13 protein-coding genes and 1 pseudogene are annotated in these 15,549 nt (G+C 74.0%); 3 read left to right on the top strand and 11 right to left on the bottom strand.

The window, feature by feature from the left end:
• Positions 1-165 precede the first annotated feature (165 nt).
• The 7 genes from ACIF8T_RS16405 to ACIF8T_RS16375 all read right to left on the bottom strand — a co-directional run bounded on the left by ACIF8T_RS16405 (position 166) and on the right by ACIF8T_RS16375 (position 7,056).
• Positions 166-861: an LAETG motif-containing sortase-dependent surface protein gene (locus ACIF8T_RS16405; RefSeq protein WP_400035521.1), complete on the bottom strand. Its 696-nt coding sequence runs from the start codon at positions 859-861 to the stop codon at positions 166-168.
• A 204-nt stretch (positions 862-1,065) separates the two neighbouring features.
• The gene (locus ACIF8T_RS16400; protein ID WP_400035519.1) at positions 1,066-2,187 is read right to left on the bottom strand and encodes an LOG family protein; all 1,122 of its coding nucleotides are present in this window, start codon (positions 2,185-2,187) and stop codon (positions 1,066-1,068) included.
• A 24-nt stretch (positions 2,188-2,211) separates the two neighbouring features.
• Positions 2,212-2,628 carry a VOC family protein gene (locus ACIF8T_RS16395; RefSeq protein ID WP_400035517.1) on the bottom strand — a complete coding sequence of 139 codons (417 nt, stop codon included), beginning with the start codon at positions 2,626-2,628 and terminating at the stop codon, positions 2,212-2,214.
• Between the two features lie 141 nt (positions 2,629-2,769).
• Entirely contained in the window at positions 2,770-4,239 is a 1,470-nt protein-coding gene (locus ACIF8T_RS16390) for a hypothetical protein (protein WP_400035515.1), read from the bottom strand.
• A complete protein-coding gene (locus tag ACIF8T_RS16385) occupies positions 4,221-4,970 on the bottom strand; it encodes an ABC transporter ATP-binding protein (protein ID WP_400035513.1) in 750 nt (249 codons plus the stop codon). Before ACIF8T_RS16385 ends, ACIF8T_RS16390 begins: the two co-directional genes overlap by 19 nt.
• Before the next feature lie 191 nt (positions 4,971-5,161).
• Positions 5,162-6,535, bottom strand: a complete 1,374-nt coding sequence (locus ACIF8T_RS16380) for an aspartate aminotransferase family protein (protein WP_400035511.1) — start codon at positions 6,533-6,535, stop codon at positions 5,162-5,164.
• Positions 6,536-6,537: 2 nt separating this feature from the next.
• On the bottom strand, positions 6,538-7,056 hold the full coding sequence (locus ACIF8T_RS16375; RefSeq protein ID WP_400035509.1) for an Lrp/AsnC family transcriptional regulator: 519 nt from the start codon (positions 7,054-7,056) through the stop codon (positions 6,538-6,540).
• Positions 7,057-7,238: 182 nt separating this feature from the next.
• Here ACIF8T_RS16375 and ACIF8T_RS16370 point away from each other — a divergent pair, with 182 nt between their 5' ends.
• Positions 7,239-8,678, top strand: a complete 1,440-nt coding sequence (locus ACIF8T_RS16370; RefSeq protein ID WP_400035507.1) for a gamma-aminobutyraldehyde dehydrogenase — start codon at positions 7,239-7,241, stop codon at positions 8,676-8,678.
• 243 nt (positions 8,679-8,921) lie between these two features.
• Here the strand turns inward: ACIF8T_RS16370 and ACIF8T_RS16365 are convergent, their stop codons facing one another.
• From ACIF8T_RS16365 to ACIF8T_RS16355, 3 genes and pseudogenes are all read right to left on the bottom strand, one after another.
• Positions 8,922-10,079, bottom strand: coding sequence for a serine hydrolase domain-containing protein (locus tag ACIF8T_RS16365; RefSeq protein WP_400035505.1), 1,158 nt, complete (start codon positions 10,077-10,079; stop codon positions 8,922-8,924).
• A 149-nt stretch (positions 10,080-10,228) separates the two neighbouring features.
• Complete coding sequence (locus tag ACIF8T_RS16360) at positions 10,229-10,924, bottom strand: glycerophosphodiester phosphodiesterase (RefSeq protein ID WP_400035503.1); 696 nt, start codon at positions 10,922-10,924, stop codon at positions 10,229-10,231.
• A 20-nt stretch (positions 10,925-10,944) separates the two neighbouring features.
• A pseudogene (locus ACIF8T_RS16355) lies at positions 10,945-12,065 on the bottom strand (adenosine deaminase).
• Positions 12,066-12,316: 251 nt separating this feature from the next.
• Between ACIF8T_RS16355 and ACIF8T_RS16350 the strand changes: the two are divergent.
• Positions 12,317-12,985, top strand: coding sequence for a DUF4190 domain-containing protein (locus ACIF8T_RS16350; RefSeq protein WP_400035502.1), 669 nt, complete (start codon positions 12,317-12,319; stop codon positions 12,983-12,985).
• A gap of 189 nt (positions 12,986-13,174) precedes the next feature.
• Here the strand turns inward: ACIF8T_RS16350 and ACIF8T_RS16345 are convergent, their stop codons facing one another.
• A complete protein-coding gene (locus ACIF8T_RS16345; protein WP_400035500.1) occupies positions 13,175-13,756 on the bottom strand; it encodes an NADAR family protein in 582 nt (193 codons plus the stop codon).
• Between the two features lie 201 nt (positions 13,757-13,957).
• Here ACIF8T_RS16345 and ACIF8T_RS16340 point away from each other — a divergent pair, with 201 nt between their 5' ends.
• Positions 13,958-15,493, top strand: coding sequence for a gamma-aminobutyraldehyde dehydrogenase (locus ACIF8T_RS16340; protein ID WP_400035498.1), 1,536 nt, complete (start codon positions 13,958-13,960; stop codon positions 15,491-15,493).
• Positions 15,494-15,549 lie beyond the last annotated feature (56 nt).

The following is a 15,549-nucleotide window of genomic DNA, read 5'->3' as shown; positions in this document are numbered from 1 at the left end:
GGCGCCGCCCCGGCGGGGGGGGGGGGGGGGGGGGGGGGGGGCGCGGGGGGGGGGGGGGGGGCGGGGGGGGGGGGGGGGGGGGGGGGGGGCGGGGGGCGGGGGGGGGGGGGGGCGCGCCGCCCCCCCCGCGCGCCGGCCCCCCCCCCACGGCTGGTGGTGCGGGGGTCAGCGGTCGCTGCTCGCGCCGCGGCGGCGCATGCCGAAGAAGACGGCACCGCCGCCGGCCAGCACCAGGGCGGCCGCGACACCGACGATGACGCCGGTGTTGGAGTTGGCGCCGGTCTCGGCGAGGTTGGACTCACCGGCGGGCGACGGGGCGTTGCTCGCGGTGCCGGCGGGGGCGGTGCTCCCGCTCTCGGCGGGCTCGGACGGCTCCGAGGGCTCCGAGGGCTCCGAGGGCTCGGACGCCGACGGGGTCGGGGCGCCGGTCTCCTCGGCCGGGGTGGAGGCGGGGGCCGACGGGACCGGCGTGGCCGGAGGCTTCTCGTCCTCCGTCTTGCAGGCGGTGGCCGGGGTCACCAGGTTGGGCTTGATGTCCTCGTCGACGTAGCCCGCGGCCTTGACGTGGATGCGGTACTCGGCGTTCGGCTTCCAGTCCTCCTCGAAGGTGATGGTGGTGCCTTCGCGCGAGCCCTTGACCACCTGCTCGCCGACCTTCTTCTCGTCGGCGCCGTTGCTCTCCAGGAACACGGAGATGGTGGCCGGGATGCCGGAGGGGTCGACGTCGGTGACGGTGATGACGCCCTTGGTGCCGTCGCACTTGGCTTCGGCGGAGAACTCGCTGATGTCGCAGGCGAGCGCGTTGCCGGCCATGCCCAGTGCGAGCGCGGCCGACGCGGAGGCGACACCGAGGACACGCACGGAACGGGCGACGGTACGGCGGGGAGCCGTACGGCGGAATATGGACAGAACTGCCACGTTTGTCCTTTACGGAGTGCGCAAATGCGGGGGGTGAAGGGGGTGTTGACGTGACATCAGCACCCCCGTGAGACTCACAGGTCTATAAGTGCTGCATAAGCAGTGTCAACGTGAGGGTCCCCGGCGGGCGTTGGCTTTGCCAGCTTATTAACCGCCCATGCGTTTCAACGCCTCCGGAGCCTCTTCGATCCGGTCGACCAGCGCGATGCGCGCCTCCATCGACCGGCCCCGCGCGAGCGACCGGAGCAGCGGCCAGGCGGGCAGCGTCTCCGTCCAGTGCTCCCGGTCCACGAGCACCATGGGGGTGGGCTCGCCCCGGGACTCGTAGTAGTTCGGCGTCGCGTTGTCGAAGACCTCCTGCACGGTGCCGGCGGCGCCCGGCAGGAACACCACGCCCGCGGTGCAGCGGGCCAGCAGGCCGTCCTCACGGGTGGCGTTGGCGAAGTACTTGGCGATGTGCGAGGCGAACGGGTTCGGCGGCTCGTGGCCGTAGAACCAGGTCGGGATGCCGACGGACCGGCCGCCCTTCGGCCAGCGGGCGCGCACCTCGAAGGCGGCCGCCGCCCAGTCGGTGACCGACGGCACGAACGAGGGGGCCTTGGCGAGGAGCAGCAGGGCCTCCTCCAGCATCCCGTCGGCGAACGGGGCGGCGTACGCCCCGAGGTTCGCCGCCTCCATCGCGCCTGGGCCGCCGCCGGTGGCCACGGTGAACCCGGCGCGGGCCAGCTCCCGGCCGAGCCGCGCGGCACCGGCGTACGCCTGCGTGCCGCGCGCCATCGCGTGGCCGCCCATCACGCCCACCACCCGCGCGCCGGCGAGGAGTTCGTCGAGGGCGTCGGAGACGGAGTCGTCGTGGACCGCGCGCAGCATGGAGGCGTGGACGTCCCGGTCCGCCCCGGTCCGCCGGAACCAGGCGTAGGTCCGGGCGTCGGGCGTGGCCTCGTAACCGCCGGGCAGGCCGGCGAAGAGTTCGTCGGGGGAGTAGAGCAGTCCCCGGTACGGGTCGAAGGGCAGGCCCGGGACCGGTGGGAAGACCAGGGCGCCGTCCGCGCGGACCTTCGCGGCGGCGTCCTCGCGCATCGGGCAGCCGAGGAAGACGGCCCCGGCCGTGTCCGTGGTGAGCAGTTCGCGCGTACGGTCCGTCAGGTCGACGGCCTGCACGCGGTATCCGGCCAGCGTGCCGCGCGCCGAGACGGTCGCGTCGAACTCCTCCAGGGTCTCGATCTCACGGTCGTCGTGGTGGGCCGCATGGGCGGGCATCGTCTGCACCCGCCCATGCTAGGCACGGCGGGCTCAGCCCTCGACGGCCGCCGGGTCCATCCACACGACCTCCCAGGTGTGGCCGTCGAGGTCGTCGAAGGAGCGGCCGTACATGAAGTCCATGTCCTGGACCTTCTCCGACGCGGTGCCGCCGGCGGCGACGGCCTTCTCGACCAGGTCGTCGACCTTCTCGCGGCTCTCGGCGCTCAGCGCGATGAGCACCTCGCTGGTCTTCGTGGCGTCCGCGATCTCCTTCTGCGTGAAGGTCGCGTAGAACGGCTTGGTCAGCAGCATGGCGACGATCGTGTCGCTGATGACGACCGACGCCGCGTTCTCGTCGCTGAACCGGGGGTTGATCGAGTAGCCGAGCGCCGTGAAGAACCTCTTCGACGCGTCGAGGTCGTTCACGGGCAGGTTCAGGAACACCATCTGCTGGTAGGTCGGGGCCATCGGAGTCTCTCCCATCGGGTTCACGTCGTTCGCAGGGGTGGACCGGGCACCGCGCCGGAACTCATCGGCCGCCGGGCACTTTTCTCGCTGTTTCCTCCGGACGCCCCCCGTGTACGGGGCCGCGCGCGCCCCGTACGCCGCTCAGCGGGCCAGCGGCAGGGCCGTCAGCTCGGCGACGATCAGCGTGAGCGGGCCGAACAGGGCCAGGAGCGCGCCCGCGCGCAGGGCGGCGGCGGCGCGCAGCACCGACGCGGGTGCCCCGAGGCGCAGCAGGGCGGCCGTGGTGTCGGCGCGGGCCTGCCGGGCCTCCACCGCGGAGGTGCACAGCGTGGCCAGGGCGCAGCCGGCGACGAGGCACGCGCCGAGGACGGTGAGCGGGTCGAACGGCAGGCCCTCGGGGTCGTCCAGCAGGGCCATGGCGTACGCGGCCGACGCCACGGCGCCGACGATCCCCAGCGGGCGGCCGATCCGGGTGGCCTCCGCCATGAGGACCCGGCCGGCGAGCAGGCGCAGCGCGCCGGGGCGGACGACCTGGAGCAGGCGGCCGCACAGGTGGGTGAGCCCGGGGCCGGCCAGGGCGAGGCCGAGGGCGGTGAGGGCCCAGCCGAGGAGCACCCCCGGCTGGTCGACGGGAGCGGGCGGCGCGGGGTGGGCGCGGCTCGCGTAGGTCTCCACGGCCAGGCCCGCGGCCAGGAGCGTGATGCCCCACGGAAGGGCGCCGGGGGCGTCGGTAGGGGAGCCGGCGGGCCGGGCCGCCGCCGGGCGGTCCGGCGCCGCGGGGGCGGGGGCCGTCGCGACCGCGGACGGCGCGGCCGAGGGCTGCGCCGCCGTTTCCGTCGCGGCGGCGTACGCCACGGCCGTGCGGGCGGCGGAGGAGGCCGGTGCGGTCGTGGCGTGTGCCCGGCCCGCCTCCGCCGGGCCGGTGCCGCCTGCCGGGCCGGTGCCGCCTGCCGGGGCGTGGGGTGCCGGCGGGGCGGCGGGCCGGGCGGTCTGGCGGCCGAAGCGGCCGTACGCGCCGAAGGTCTCGCGCGCCCTGCTCAGGCCGTACGCGCCGAAGCCGCCGAGCCTCCGGGCCGGGCCGCGGGCCGCCGCGGGCCCCGCCTCCCGGGGCCGCAGGACGGCGGCCACCGTCACCGACGCGGTCACCGGCACCACCGTCAGCAGGGTCAGCGCCGCCGGGAAGGGCAGCGGCAGCCCGGTGGCGAGGAACTCGGCGGCGGCGCCGTCGAAGGGCGTGCCCGTGAGGTCACCGCGCAGGTGGAGGAAGGCGAGCAGGGCCAGCAGCGAGCCGAGCGAGCAGGCCAGGGCCGTCGTCGCCGCCGAGACGGCCATCAGGCGGGCCGGGCCCAGGCCGATGGCGGACAGGCCGGGGCGCGGTGCGGTGCCCGGGTCGGTGCGGGCCACCGCCACCGCGAGGTGCACCGTGGCGGCCAGCGGGGCCGCGCACCAGGCCAGCCGGAGGAGGGAGGTGCCGGAGGAGCCGGGGTGGCCCAGCGCGTAGCCGAGGGTGCCGAGCAGCAGGAAGCCGGTGCCCGCCGAGGCCGCCGCGACCAGCAGCCGGCGCAGCTGGACGGCGGGGTGGGCGCCGCGGGTCAGACGGAGAGCGACCACGCGGCCCGGCCTTCCGTCTCGGTGGTGTCGGAGACCGGCGGCAGGTGCACGGTGTTGACGCGCCGCCCGTCCAGCAGCGCCACCGTGCGGTCGGCCAGCGCGGCCGTCTGCGGGTCGTGGGTGGCCAGCACGACGGTGATGCCGTGCGAGCGGGCCGCCGTCGTCAGGGTGCGCAGGACGTGGGCGCGGTCCGCGCGGTGCAGGGGCGCGGTGGGCTCGTCGGCGAACAGCACCGAGGGCGCGGGGGCCAGCGCCCGGGCGATGCAGACGCGCTGCCGCTCGGCCTGGGTGAGGACGTGCGGGCGCTTGCGGGCCCCGTCGCCGACGTCGAGGCGCTCCAGCCACTCCAGGGCGGCGGTCTTGGAGCGGCGCCGGCTGGTGCCGCGCAGCATCAGGGGCAGCGCGGTGTTCTCCCACACGGAGAGCTCCGGGACGAGCGCGGGGGCCGGGTCGATCCAGCCGAAGCGGTCGCGGCGCAGCCGTTCGCGGCCGAGGGCGCCCATGGTGTGGACGGGCACGCTGTTGAACCAGACCTCGCCGCGCCGGACGGGCAGCAGGCCGGACAGGCAGCGCAGGAGGGTGGTCTTGCCGCTGCCGCGCGGTCCGCTGACGGCGAGGATCTCGCCTTCCCGGACGCCGAGCGACACGCCGCTGAGCGCGGGCGAGCCGTCGTCGTGCTGGAAGTGCAGGGCGCGTGCCCAGAGCACGTCGTTGTCCGGCGGGGCCTCCATGGGCGTACACCTCGGTTCAGATCCGTAGTTCCCGTGCCATCCCCCGTGCGGGGGAACGAAGGCGGGGCCGATCGGTCACTGGGCACGCTAGGCAGAAGGCGGCGGGAGGCCGGACAGCACGCGGCCCCGGGCCGCCGTTTCTCACTCGAACGGGCGGCGCCGGGGCCGGTGTTGATCATCCAGACCGACGATCAGAGCTTCGTCCACGCCTCCGACAGCGTCGCGCGCAGGATCTGCTCGATCTCGTCGAAGGTCTTCTGGTCGGAGATCAGCGGCGGGGCGAGCTGGACGACCGGGTCGCCGCGGTCGTCGGCACGGCAGTACAGGCCGTTGTCGAAGAGGGCCTTGGAGAGGAAGCCGTACAGGACGCGCTCGGTCTCCTCCTCGTCGAAGGACTCCTTCGTCGTCTTGTCCTTGACGAGCTCGATGCCGTAGAAGAAGCCGTTGCCGCGGACGTCGCCGACGATCGGCAGGTCGTGCAGCTTCTCCAGGGTGGCGCGGAAGGCGCCCTCGTTGTCGAGGACGTGCTGGTTGAGGCCCTCGCGCTCGAACAGGTCGAGGTTGGCCAGGCCCACCGCGGCGGAGACCGGGTGGCCGCCGAAGGTGTAGCCGTGCAGGAAGGTGTTGTCGCCCTTGTAGAACGGCTCGGCGATGCGGTCGGAGATGATGCACGCGCCGATCGGGGAGTAGCCCGAGGTCATGCCCTTGGCGCAGGTGATCATGTCCGGGACGTAGCCGAACTTGTCGCAGGCGAACGTGGTGCCCAGGCGGCCGAAGGCGCAGATGACCTCGTCGGAGACGAGCAGCACGTCGTGCCGGTCGCAGATCTCGCGCACGCGCTGGAAGTAGCCGGGCGGCGGCGGGAAGCAGCCGCCGGCGTTCTGCACCGGCTCCAGGAAGACGGCCGCGACGGTGTCCGGGCCCTCGAAGAGGATCTGCTGCTCGATCTGGTCGGCGGCCCAGCGGCCGAAGGCCTCCGGGTCGTCGCCGAAGATCGGCGCGCGGTAGATGTTGGTGTTGGGGACCTTGTGCGCGCCCGGGACGAGCGGCTCGAAGGGGGCCTTCAGGGCGGGCAGGCCGGTGATGGACAGGGCGCCCTGCGGGGTGCCGTGGTAGGCGACCGCGCGCGAGATGACCTTGTGCTTGGTGGGCTTGCCGACCAGCTTGAAGTACTGCTTGGCGAGCTTCCACGCGGTCTCGACGGCCTCGCCGCCGCCGGTGGTGAAGAAGACCTTGTTCAGGTCGCCCGGCGCGTGGTGCGCCAGCCGCTCGGCCAGCTCCACGGCCTTGGGGTGGGCGTAGGACCACACCGGGAAGAACGCCAGCTCCTGCGCCTGCTTGGAGGCGGTCTCGGCGAGCTCGACGCGGCCGTGCCCGGCCTGCACCACGAACAGGCCGGCGAGACCGTCGAGGTAGCGCTTGCCCTTGTCGTCGTAGATGTAGGTGCCCTCGCCCCGGACGATGGTGGGGACGGGGGAGTGCTCGTACGAGGACATGCGGGTGAAGTGCATCCACAGGTGGTCGTACGCGGCCTTGCTGAGGTCGTTGGGGCTGTCGGTGCTCACGGTTATCGGGTTCCCCACATGTAGGTCTGCTTCTTGAGCTTGAGGTAGACGAAGCTCTCGGTGGAGCGCACGCCGGGGACGGCGCGGATGCGCCGGTTGATGACGTCCAGGAGGTGGTCGTCGTCCTCGCAGACGATCTCCACCATCAGGTCGAAGGAGCCCGCGGTCATCACCACGTACTCGCACTCGGACATGGCGGTCAGCGCGTCGGCGACGGCCTCGACGTCCCCCTCGACGTGGACGCCCACCATCGCCTGCCGCCGGAAGCCCACGGTGAGCGGGTCCGTGACGGCGACGATCTGCATGACGCCCTGGTCGAGCAGCTTCTGGACGCGCTGGCGCACGGCCGCCTCGGACAGGCCGACGGCCTTGCCGATGGCGGCGTACGGCCGGCGGCCGTCCTCCTGGAGCTGCTCGACGATGGCGAGGGAGACGGCATCCAGCTGGGGAGTGCCGCCGTTCCTGGACTCGCGGGAGTCCCTTGGGTCTGCGCTTCGACTGGCCACGAGCTCACTGTGCACGAGGTATCGACAGTTTCGCAAGCCTGGATCAATGAAATTCGTTGTTTACGGGGTTGTAGCTTGCGGATTTCGCAGAACCGGCCGGTCCAGGGGTGTTGAAAACGTGGGGGCACCGTCTAGGGTGGGTGTCTCAGAGGTTGGACACCTTCGACACCCCACCAGGAACACCAGGAGGGCCTGCAGTGAGCACCGAGCTGCGTCGTCTGCGCAACTACATCGGCGGTGAGTTCCGTGACGCCGCCGACGGACGGACCACCGAGGTGGTCAATCCCGCGACGGGCGAGGCGTACGCGACCGCTCCGCTGTCCGGGCAGGCGGACGTGGACGCCGCCATGGCGGCCGCCGCCGAGGCCTTCCCCGGCTGGCGCGACACCACCCCGTCCGAGCGCCAGAAGGCCCTGCTGAAGATCGCCGACGCGTTCGAGGAGCGCGCCGAGGAGCTGATCGCGGCGGAGGTGGAGAACACGGGCAAGCCCGTCGGGCTGACCCGCTCCGAGGAGATCCCGCCGATGGTCGACCAGATCCGCTTCTTCGCGGGCGCGGCGCGGATGCTGGAGGGCCGGTCGGCCGGCGAGTACATGGAGGGGATGACCTCCATCGTCCGCCGCGAGCCGGTCGGCGTCTGCGCGCAGGTCGCGCCGTGGAACTACCCGATGATGATGGCCGTGTGGAAGTTCGCCCCGGCGATCGCCGCGGGCAACACCGTCGTGCTGAAGCCGTCGGACACCACCCCGGCCTCCACGGTCCTGATCGCCGAGATCCTCGGCTCGATCCTGCCCAAGGGCGTCTTCAACGTCATCTGCGGCGACCGCGAGACCGGCCGTATGATGGTCGAGCACCCCGTCCCGGCGATGGCCTCCATCACCGGCTCGGTGCGCGCCGGCATCCAGGTCGCCCAGTCCGCCTCCAAGGACGTCAAGCGCGTCCACCTGGAGCTGGGCGGCAAGGCGCCGGTCGTCGTCTTCGAGGACACCGACATCGCCAAGGCCGTCGAGGACATCTCGGTCGCGGGCTTCTTCAACGCCGGCCAGGACTGTACGGCCGCCACCCGCGTGCTCGTCCAGGAGTCCATCCACGACGAGTTCGTCGCCGCCCTGGCCAAGGCCGCCGCCGACACCAAGACCGGCATGCCGGACGACGAGGACGTGCTCTTCGGCCCGCTGAACAACCCCAACCAGCTCCGGCAGGTCGAGGGCTTCATCGAGCGGCTGCCCGCGCACGCGCGCGTGGAGGCCGGCGGCAAGCGCGTCGGCGACAAGGGCTACTTCTACGCCCCGACCGTCGTCTCCGGCCTGAAGCAGGACGACGAGATCATCCAGAACGAGGTCTTCGGCCCGGTCATCACCGTCCAGTCCTTCTCGGACGAGGACCAGGCCGTCCAGTGGGCCAACGGCGTCGAGTACGCGCTCGCCTCCTCGGTGTGGACCAAGGACCACGGCCGCGCCATGCGGCTGTCCAAGAAGCTCGACTTCGGCTGCGTGTGGATCAACACCCACATCCCGCTGGTCGCCGAGATGCCGCACGGCGGCTTCAAGAAGTCCGGCTACGGCAAGGACCTGTCGGCGTACGGCTTCGACGACTACACGCGGATCAAGCACGTGATGACGTCGCTGGACGCGTAGGCCTCCGGCGATCCGGCCGCCCCCTGCGGCCCGGCCCCGCGCACGCGGCGTCCCGCGCACACGGCCCCGGACGGGAACTCCCCGTCCGGGGCCGCGTCGTGCGCGGCACACCGGCGCCGCGGACGACTCACCCGCCGGCGCGCCCGTGTCCGCCGCCGTCCCCCGGCCCGCTCGCGGCCCGGGCGGCGCACGGCGCCGAGGAACCGGCCAAGGCGCTGACCGCGCCGGTGGCCGTCCCCCTCCTCAGCCGCTGAGCGCCGCCCGGACGATCCGCTCGGCCACCGGGTTCGTGTCCGTGCCCTTCGCGTCGGTCGCGTTGACCGAGTAGACGAAGGTGCGGGACAGGTTCTCGGTGGCGGCGACGGCGGTGGCGTAGCCGGGACGGGCGCCGCTCTTCACCCAGAGGACCTGGCCGCCGGCCGGGAACGGCTTGAGGCCTCCCGCGCTCACGGTCGCCCCGCCCGGCACGTCGGGCAGGGTGAACATCGTCTCCTCGAGCAGCGGCCGCGGCACCACCTCGCCGCCGAACAGCGCGACGACGAGCCTCTCCAGGTCGGCGGTGGTCGAGATCATGTCGCCGGCCGCCCAGCGGTCGGACACGTTCCACTCGGTGGCGTCCACCAGCCTGCCGTCCGCGAGGAGCTGGTAGCCCCGGTTGTGCGGGCCGTGGACGCGGGGGTCGGGGCCGACGGGGAAGGAGGTGTGCCGCATGCCGGCCGGCTCGAACACCCGGACGTGCGCCTGGTGCGCGTACGAGTCGCCCGTCACCTTCTCGACCAGCAGGCCCAGCACGGTGTAGTCGATGTTGCCGTAGGTCTGCCGGTCACCGGCCGGGTGGGCGGGCCCCTTGGCCACGGACGTGGCCACCACCTGCCGCGGGGTGAGCGTCTCGTAGCGGCGGTCGTAGCCCTCCCCGTCGACGTCGCCGAGGGACGCGCCCGGCTGCAGGCCGCTGGTGAAGGTCAGCAGGTGCCGCACGGTGACGGGCGTGCGGAAGGTGTCCGGGAGCAGCCGCGGCAGGTACCTCCGGACGTCCGCGTCGAGGTCCAGCCGTCCCTCGGCGGCCAGTTGGAGCACGAGCGCGGCGGTCACCAGCTTGGTCGTGGAACCGGCCCGGAAGCGGCCGTTCTCCAGTGCGGGGCGGTGGGTGCGCAGGTCGCGGACGCCCGCGGTGCCGCGCCAGGAGCCGTCGGTGCCGCCGACCCGGACGAGCGCGGCCGTCGCGTCGGCGTCCGGCAGTCCGGCGAGCGCCTCGCACAGCGCCGTGCGCGACGGCCCGTCCGTGCAGCGCGCGGCGCCCGGCGGGGCGGGGGAGGCGACGGCGGGCGCGGCCGTCGCGCCGGTGGCCAGGGCGAGGGTGAGGGACGCGGCGAGCAGGGTGGTGCGGCGGCGAGCGCGCATCGGAGGACTCCCGGGGTGATCGGCGAAGCGGTGGTGATCATCCTCGGGCCGCGGACGGGCCGTCCGGATCGTCGCCGGGGAGGGGACGCGACCCCGGTTCGTCTCCGGGCACGTCCCTTCCCCGGCAGGGGAGTCGTCAGGGTGATCCCCTACGGTGCCCGGCCGGCGGCGCCCCCGTCGCGCAGCGCGCACAGCGCGTCGATGCGGTTCGTGGTGATCGAGTCCACGCCCAGGGCCAGCAGCCGGCGCATGGCGCGGCGGGTGTCCGGGGTCCAGACGGACAGCAGGTAGCCGTCGCCGTGGACCCGGTCGGCCAGCGCCCGGCTCACCAGGCCGAAGCGGTAGTTGAGCCAGCGCGGGCGGACCGCCTCCAGCAGCGCGGGCCGCGGCGGTGCCAGCGTCGTCCGGGTCAGGGCGATCTCGGCGGCCGGGTCGGCGGCGCGCACGGCCAGCATGGCGGCGGCGCCCGCGCAGTAGTACACCCGGTCCTCGGCCCCGCACTCCCGTACGACGCCGACGATCCGGCGGGCCGCCCGGACGTCGGGCGTGCCCGGCAGGTCGAGCATCACCCGGTGGCCGTCGGTGGCGGTCAGCGCGTCCGCCAGGGCCGGCACCCCGCCGCCGGTCAGCCCGCGCACCTCGTCCCAGGACAGCGCGAGCAGCGGCCGGTCGTGCTCCCACAGCCGCTTGAGCGTCTCGTCGTGCAGCAGCACCGGCACCCCGTCCCGGGTGAGCCGTACGTCGACCTCGACGGCGTCCGCGCCCCGGGCGAGCGCGGACCGCAGCGAGGCGAGGGTGTTCTCCCGGGCGCGGTACGGGTCGCCGCGGTGGGCGACGGCGGTCACGCGCGGGTGCGTCCCGGACGTCACCGCGCGAGCCACGCCGAGGTGTACGTGTCGATCTCGGCGGCCAGCCGCGCCTTGCCGGCCGGGTCGAGGAAGGACGCCTCGACGGCGTTCTTCGCCAGGCCGGCCAGGCCCCGCTCGTCGAGGCCGAGCAGGCGGGCGGCGACCGCGTACTCGCTGTTCAGGTCGGTGCCGAACATCGGCGGGTCGTCGGAGTTGACCGTCACCGGCACCCCGGCCCGCACGAACTCCCCGATCGGGTGCTCGTCGAGGGTGCGCACCGCGCGCGTGGCGATGTTGGAGGTCGGGCACACCTCCAGCGCGATGCGGTGCTCGGCGAGGTGCGCGAGCAGCTCCGGGTCCTGCGCGGCACTGGTGCCGTGGCCGATGCGCTCGGCGCGCAGGTCGACGAGGGCGTCCCACACCGTCTGCGGGCCGGTCGTCTCGCCGGCGTGCGGGACCGAGTGCAGGCCGGCGGCGATGGCCCGGTCGAAGTACGGCTTGAACTGCGGGCGCGGCACACCGATCTCGGGCCCGCCGAGGCCGAAGGAGACCAGGCCCTCCGGGCGCAGCCGGTCGTCGGTGGCGAGCCGGGTGGTCTCCTCGGCGGCCTCGGTACCGGCCTCGCCGGGGATGTCGAAGCACCAGCGCAGCACGGTCCCGAACTCGGCCTCGGCCGTCTTGCGGGCGTCCTCGATCGCGTCCATGAAGGCCCGCGCGTCGATGCCCCGGCGGGTCGAGGAGTACGGGGTGATGGTCAGCTCGGCGTAGCGCACCTGCTGACGGGCCAGCTCGCGGGCCACCTCGTACGTCAGCAGCCGGACGTCCTCCGGCGTGCGGATCAGGTCGACGACCGACAGGTAGACCTCGATGAAGTGGGCGAAGTCCGTGAAGCTGAAGTAGTCGGCCAGCGCCTCGGGGTCGGTGGGCACCTTGGAGTCGGGGTGCCGGGCGGCCAGTTCGGAGACGATCCGGGGGGAGGCGGAGCCGACGTGGTGGACGTGCAGTTCCGCCTTGGGCAGCCCGGCGATGAAGGTCTTCAGGTCGCGGGTCTCGCCAGGGGCGGGCGCGGCGGGACGGTCGGTCAAGGTTCCTCCCCGGGAACGGCGTCCCGGACCGGGTGCGGCGGGACGCGGGTGATCGGCTGATCGGTGACTCGGGGATCATCGTAGGCCGGGGCCGCCCGGAGGGGGACGGGGCCGTAGCATGGCGGGACGCTCGACGAAGGGGGGACCGCGCATGTCCGACGACGCGCGGCGGCCGGATGCGCCGGAGAACTCCGATCCGTGGTCCGCGCCGGGGCCCTCCTCCGGATCCGGTGCCTCCGAGGGGGCCGGTGCACCGCATGCGGCGGGTGCGCCCGGTGCGCCCGGTGCCCCGTGGGCGCCGCCGGTGCAGGACCCGCCGGGCCCCGGCCACACGGTGGTGTCGCAGGAGCCGCTCGCCTGGCCGCCGCCGGCCTCCGGGCCCTCGGTGCACGACCAGCAGACGGTCACCTCGATGCCCGCGCTGGGGGACACCGGCACCCCTGCCCCGCCCCCGCAGACGGCCGCTCCCGCGCCGCACCAGCCGTGGGCCGGCCCGTTCGCCCCGCCCGCCGCCGCGGCCCCCGCGCCCGGCCCGGCCAACCCCTTCGCGGCTCCGGCCGCTCCCGCGCCGCACGGCGAGCCGGTCCCCCCGCCGCCCATCGCCCCCGACGGCCCCGGCCAGGTCCCCTACGGCTACCCCGGCGGCTACGGCTACCCGTCCGCCGCGCACTCCGGCTACGGCGGCGCGGCGACCGCACCGGGCTCCTACGGCTGGCCCGGCACCGCGCCGCCGAGCAACGGGATCGGCACGGCCGGGCTCGTGCTCGGCATCATCGCGGCCGCCGGCTTCTGCCTGTGGCCGCTGGCGATCCTGCTGGGCGTGCTGGGCGTGGTCTTCGGCGTGATCGGCCGGAACAAGGCCGCCCGCGGCGAGGCCACCAACCCCGGTCAGGCCCTGGCCGGGATCATCTGCGGTGCCGTGGGCCTGGTCCTCGCCGTCGTCCTGGGCGCGGTCGTGCTCGCCACGGCCTGAACGCTCGGCCGGGAAGAGGGCCGCCGCCCCACCCGGGCCGGTCGTTCCGGACCGCCGCACCCGGTACTGGCAGGTCCCGCCTCACGGTTGCTGTCCCCGGTACCGGCAGGCCCCGCCTCACGGTTGCTGTCCCCGGTACCGGCAGGCCCCGCCTCACGGCTGCCGTCCCCGGTACCGGCAGACCCCGCCTCACGCCTGCCGCAGCCGTGCCCGTGCCTCCATCAGGGCGAAGCCCAGCAGGTTCGGGCCCCGCCAGCGCTCCGGGTCCAGTGCCGCCTCGTCGTCGGCGGCCAGGCCGATGCCCCACACGCGGTCCACCGGGCTGGCTTCCACCAGGACGCGCTCGCCCGTGCCGAGCAGGAACCCGCCCAGCCGCGGGTCGGCGGAGAACTTGTGGACGCTGCCCTCCACGACGATCCGGAACCGCTCCCGCTCCCAGGCCGCCTCGTCGAACCCGCGCACCAGCCGCCCGGCCTTCTTCGCCAGGGAGGGGTGGTCCGCCGCCAGCACCCGGCGCTCCGCCTCCGCGTCGCCGAACAGCCGTGCCTTCTCCGCCATCATCCAGTGCTCGGCGGTCGCGTAGGCCAGGCCGTCCACCGTGAACGGCGACGGCCACCACTGGCTCAGGCAGCTCGGCCCGATCCGGCCGTCCGGGTGCGGCCGGTGGCCCCAGAAGAGCAGGTACTTGACCTTCGCCCCCGAGCGGACCCGGTCCCTCAGCTCCTCGCGCGACCTGATCGTCCCGGCCGCCGCCCCCGTCGTTCGTTCCATGCACGCGAGTCTGACAGGCACCACGGACACTCCGTCCCGCCTTTTCCGGGGCCGCTCGACACCTGGTCGACAGATTCCGTCGCGTAACCAAAAGGCAACAACGGAATCACTTGTTGAGGGTCCCTTGCTCTGTCAGGATCGGCACTCAAATCGAGCTTGAGCTACGCCGGCCCTCGTCACGGGGACACGGAGGAGAGCGACATGCACAACCCGGGCAATGCCACCCCGGAACGATTTCCCGCCCAGGACCGCCTCGCGGGCCGGGCGCAGTACATCGCCGGCCGTCCGGCCGAGGGCACGTCCGGCCGTACGCACACGGTCGTGGACCCGGCGACCGGCGAGGGCGTCTTCACCTACGAGCTGGCCGGCACCGCGGACGTGGACGCGGCGGTCGCCGCCGCGCGGGAGGCCTTCCCGGCCTGGGCGGCGGCCACCCCCGGCGAGCGGTCCGACGCGCTGCACCGCCTCGCCGCCGTGCTCGCCGAGCGGGCCGAGGACTTCGCCGCCGCCGAGTCCCTCCAGTGCGGCAAGCCGCTGAAGCTGACCCGCGAGTTCGACGTGCCCGGGACGATCGACAACACGGCGTTCTTCGCGGGCGCCGCCCGCCACCTGCAGGGGCAGTCCGCCGGCGAGTACTCCGGCGACCACACCTCGTACGTGCGCCGCGAGCCCATCGGCGTCGTCGGCTCCGTCGCGCCCTGGAACTACCCCCTCCAGATGGCCGCCTGGAAGATCCTCCCGGCGATCGCCGCGGGCAACACCATCGTGCTCAAGCCCGCCGAGCTCACTCCGCTGACCTCGCTGCTGTTCGCCCGGGCCGTCACGGAGGCCGGCATCCCGGACGGCGTGGTCAACGTCGTCACCGGCACCGGCCGGGAGGCCGGCGAGCACCTCGTCGGCCACCCCGACGTGGCCATGACGTCCTTCACCGGCTCCACCGCCGTCGGCCGGCGCGTCGCCGAACTCGCCACCGCCACCGTCAAGCGGCTCCACCTGGAGCTCGGCGGCAAGGCGCCCTTCGTGGTGTTCGACGACGCCGACCTGGAGGCGGCCGTGCACGGCGCGGTCGCGGGCGCGCTCATCAACACCGGCCAGGACTGCACGGCGGCCACGCGCGCGTACGTGCAGCGCCCCCTGTACGAGGCGTTCGTCGAGCGGACGGCCGCCCTCATGGAGACCGTCCGGCTCGGCGACCCCTTCGCGCCCGGCACCGACCTCGGCCCGCTGGTCTCCCACGCCCAGCGCGACCGGGTGGCCGGCTTCGTGGACCGGGCGCGGGCGTACGCCCGCGTGGTGACCGGCGGCGAGGCCCCGCGGGGCGAGCTCGCCAAGGGCGCCTACTACCGGCCCACCCTCATCGCCGACGCCCCGCAGGACAGCGAGGTCGTACAGGCCGAGATCTTCGGACCCGTCCTGGTCGTGCTCCCCTTCGACACCGACGAGGATGGGATCCGGCTGGCCAACGACACCCCGTACGGGCTCGCGGCCTCCGCCTGGAGCCGGGACGTGTACCGGGCCAACCGGGCCACCCGCGAGATCAAGGCGGGGTGCGTCTGGGTCAACGACCACATTCCGATCATCAGCGAGATGCCGCACGGCGGCTACAAGGCGTCCGGCTACGGCAAGGACATGTCCGCCTACTCCTTCGAGGAGTACACGCAGGTCAAGCACGTCATGTTCGACAATACGGCGGTCGCCGCGAAGGACTGGCACCGCACGATCTTCGGGGACCGATAGTCAGCCAGGAGGACGGCCGCCCGACCTGCGGCCGATCACTCTCCGGAACCTCCCGA

This window comes from Streptomyces sp. NPDC085946 (assembly GCF_044540485.1).
Taxonomy (GTDB): Bacteria; Actinomycetota; Actinomycetes; order Streptomycetales; family Streptomycetaceae; genus Streptomyces.
The sequence above is the reverse complement of the archived record's forward strand: the minus strand, read 5'-3'. Positions and strand labels throughout refer to the sequence as shown.

What these genes read in the sequence shown, in the direction of transcription:
- ACIF8T_RS16365 (WP_400035505.1), bottom strand. Translation starts at nt 10,079, where the DNA reads ATGCGCGCTCGCCGCCGCACCACCCTGCTCGCCGCGTCCCTCACCCTC.
- ACIF8T_RS16345 (WP_400035500.1), bottom strand. Translation starts at nt 13,756, where the DNA reads ATGGAACGAACGACGGGGGCGGCGGCCGGGACGATCAGGTCGCGCGAG.
- ACIF8T_RS16385 (WP_400035513.1), bottom strand. Translation starts at nt 4,970, where the DNA reads ATGGAGGCCCCGCCGGACAACGACGTGCTCTGGGCACGCGCCCTGCAC.
- ACIF8T_RS16340 (WP_400035498.1), top strand. Translation starts at nt 13,958, where the DNA reads ATGCACAACCCGGGCAATGCCACCCCGGAACGATTTCCCGCCCAGGAC.
- ACIF8T_RS16395 (WP_400035517.1), bottom strand. Translation starts at nt 2,628, where the DNA reads ATGGCCCCGACCTACCAGCAGATGGTGTTCCTGAACCTGCCCGTGAAC.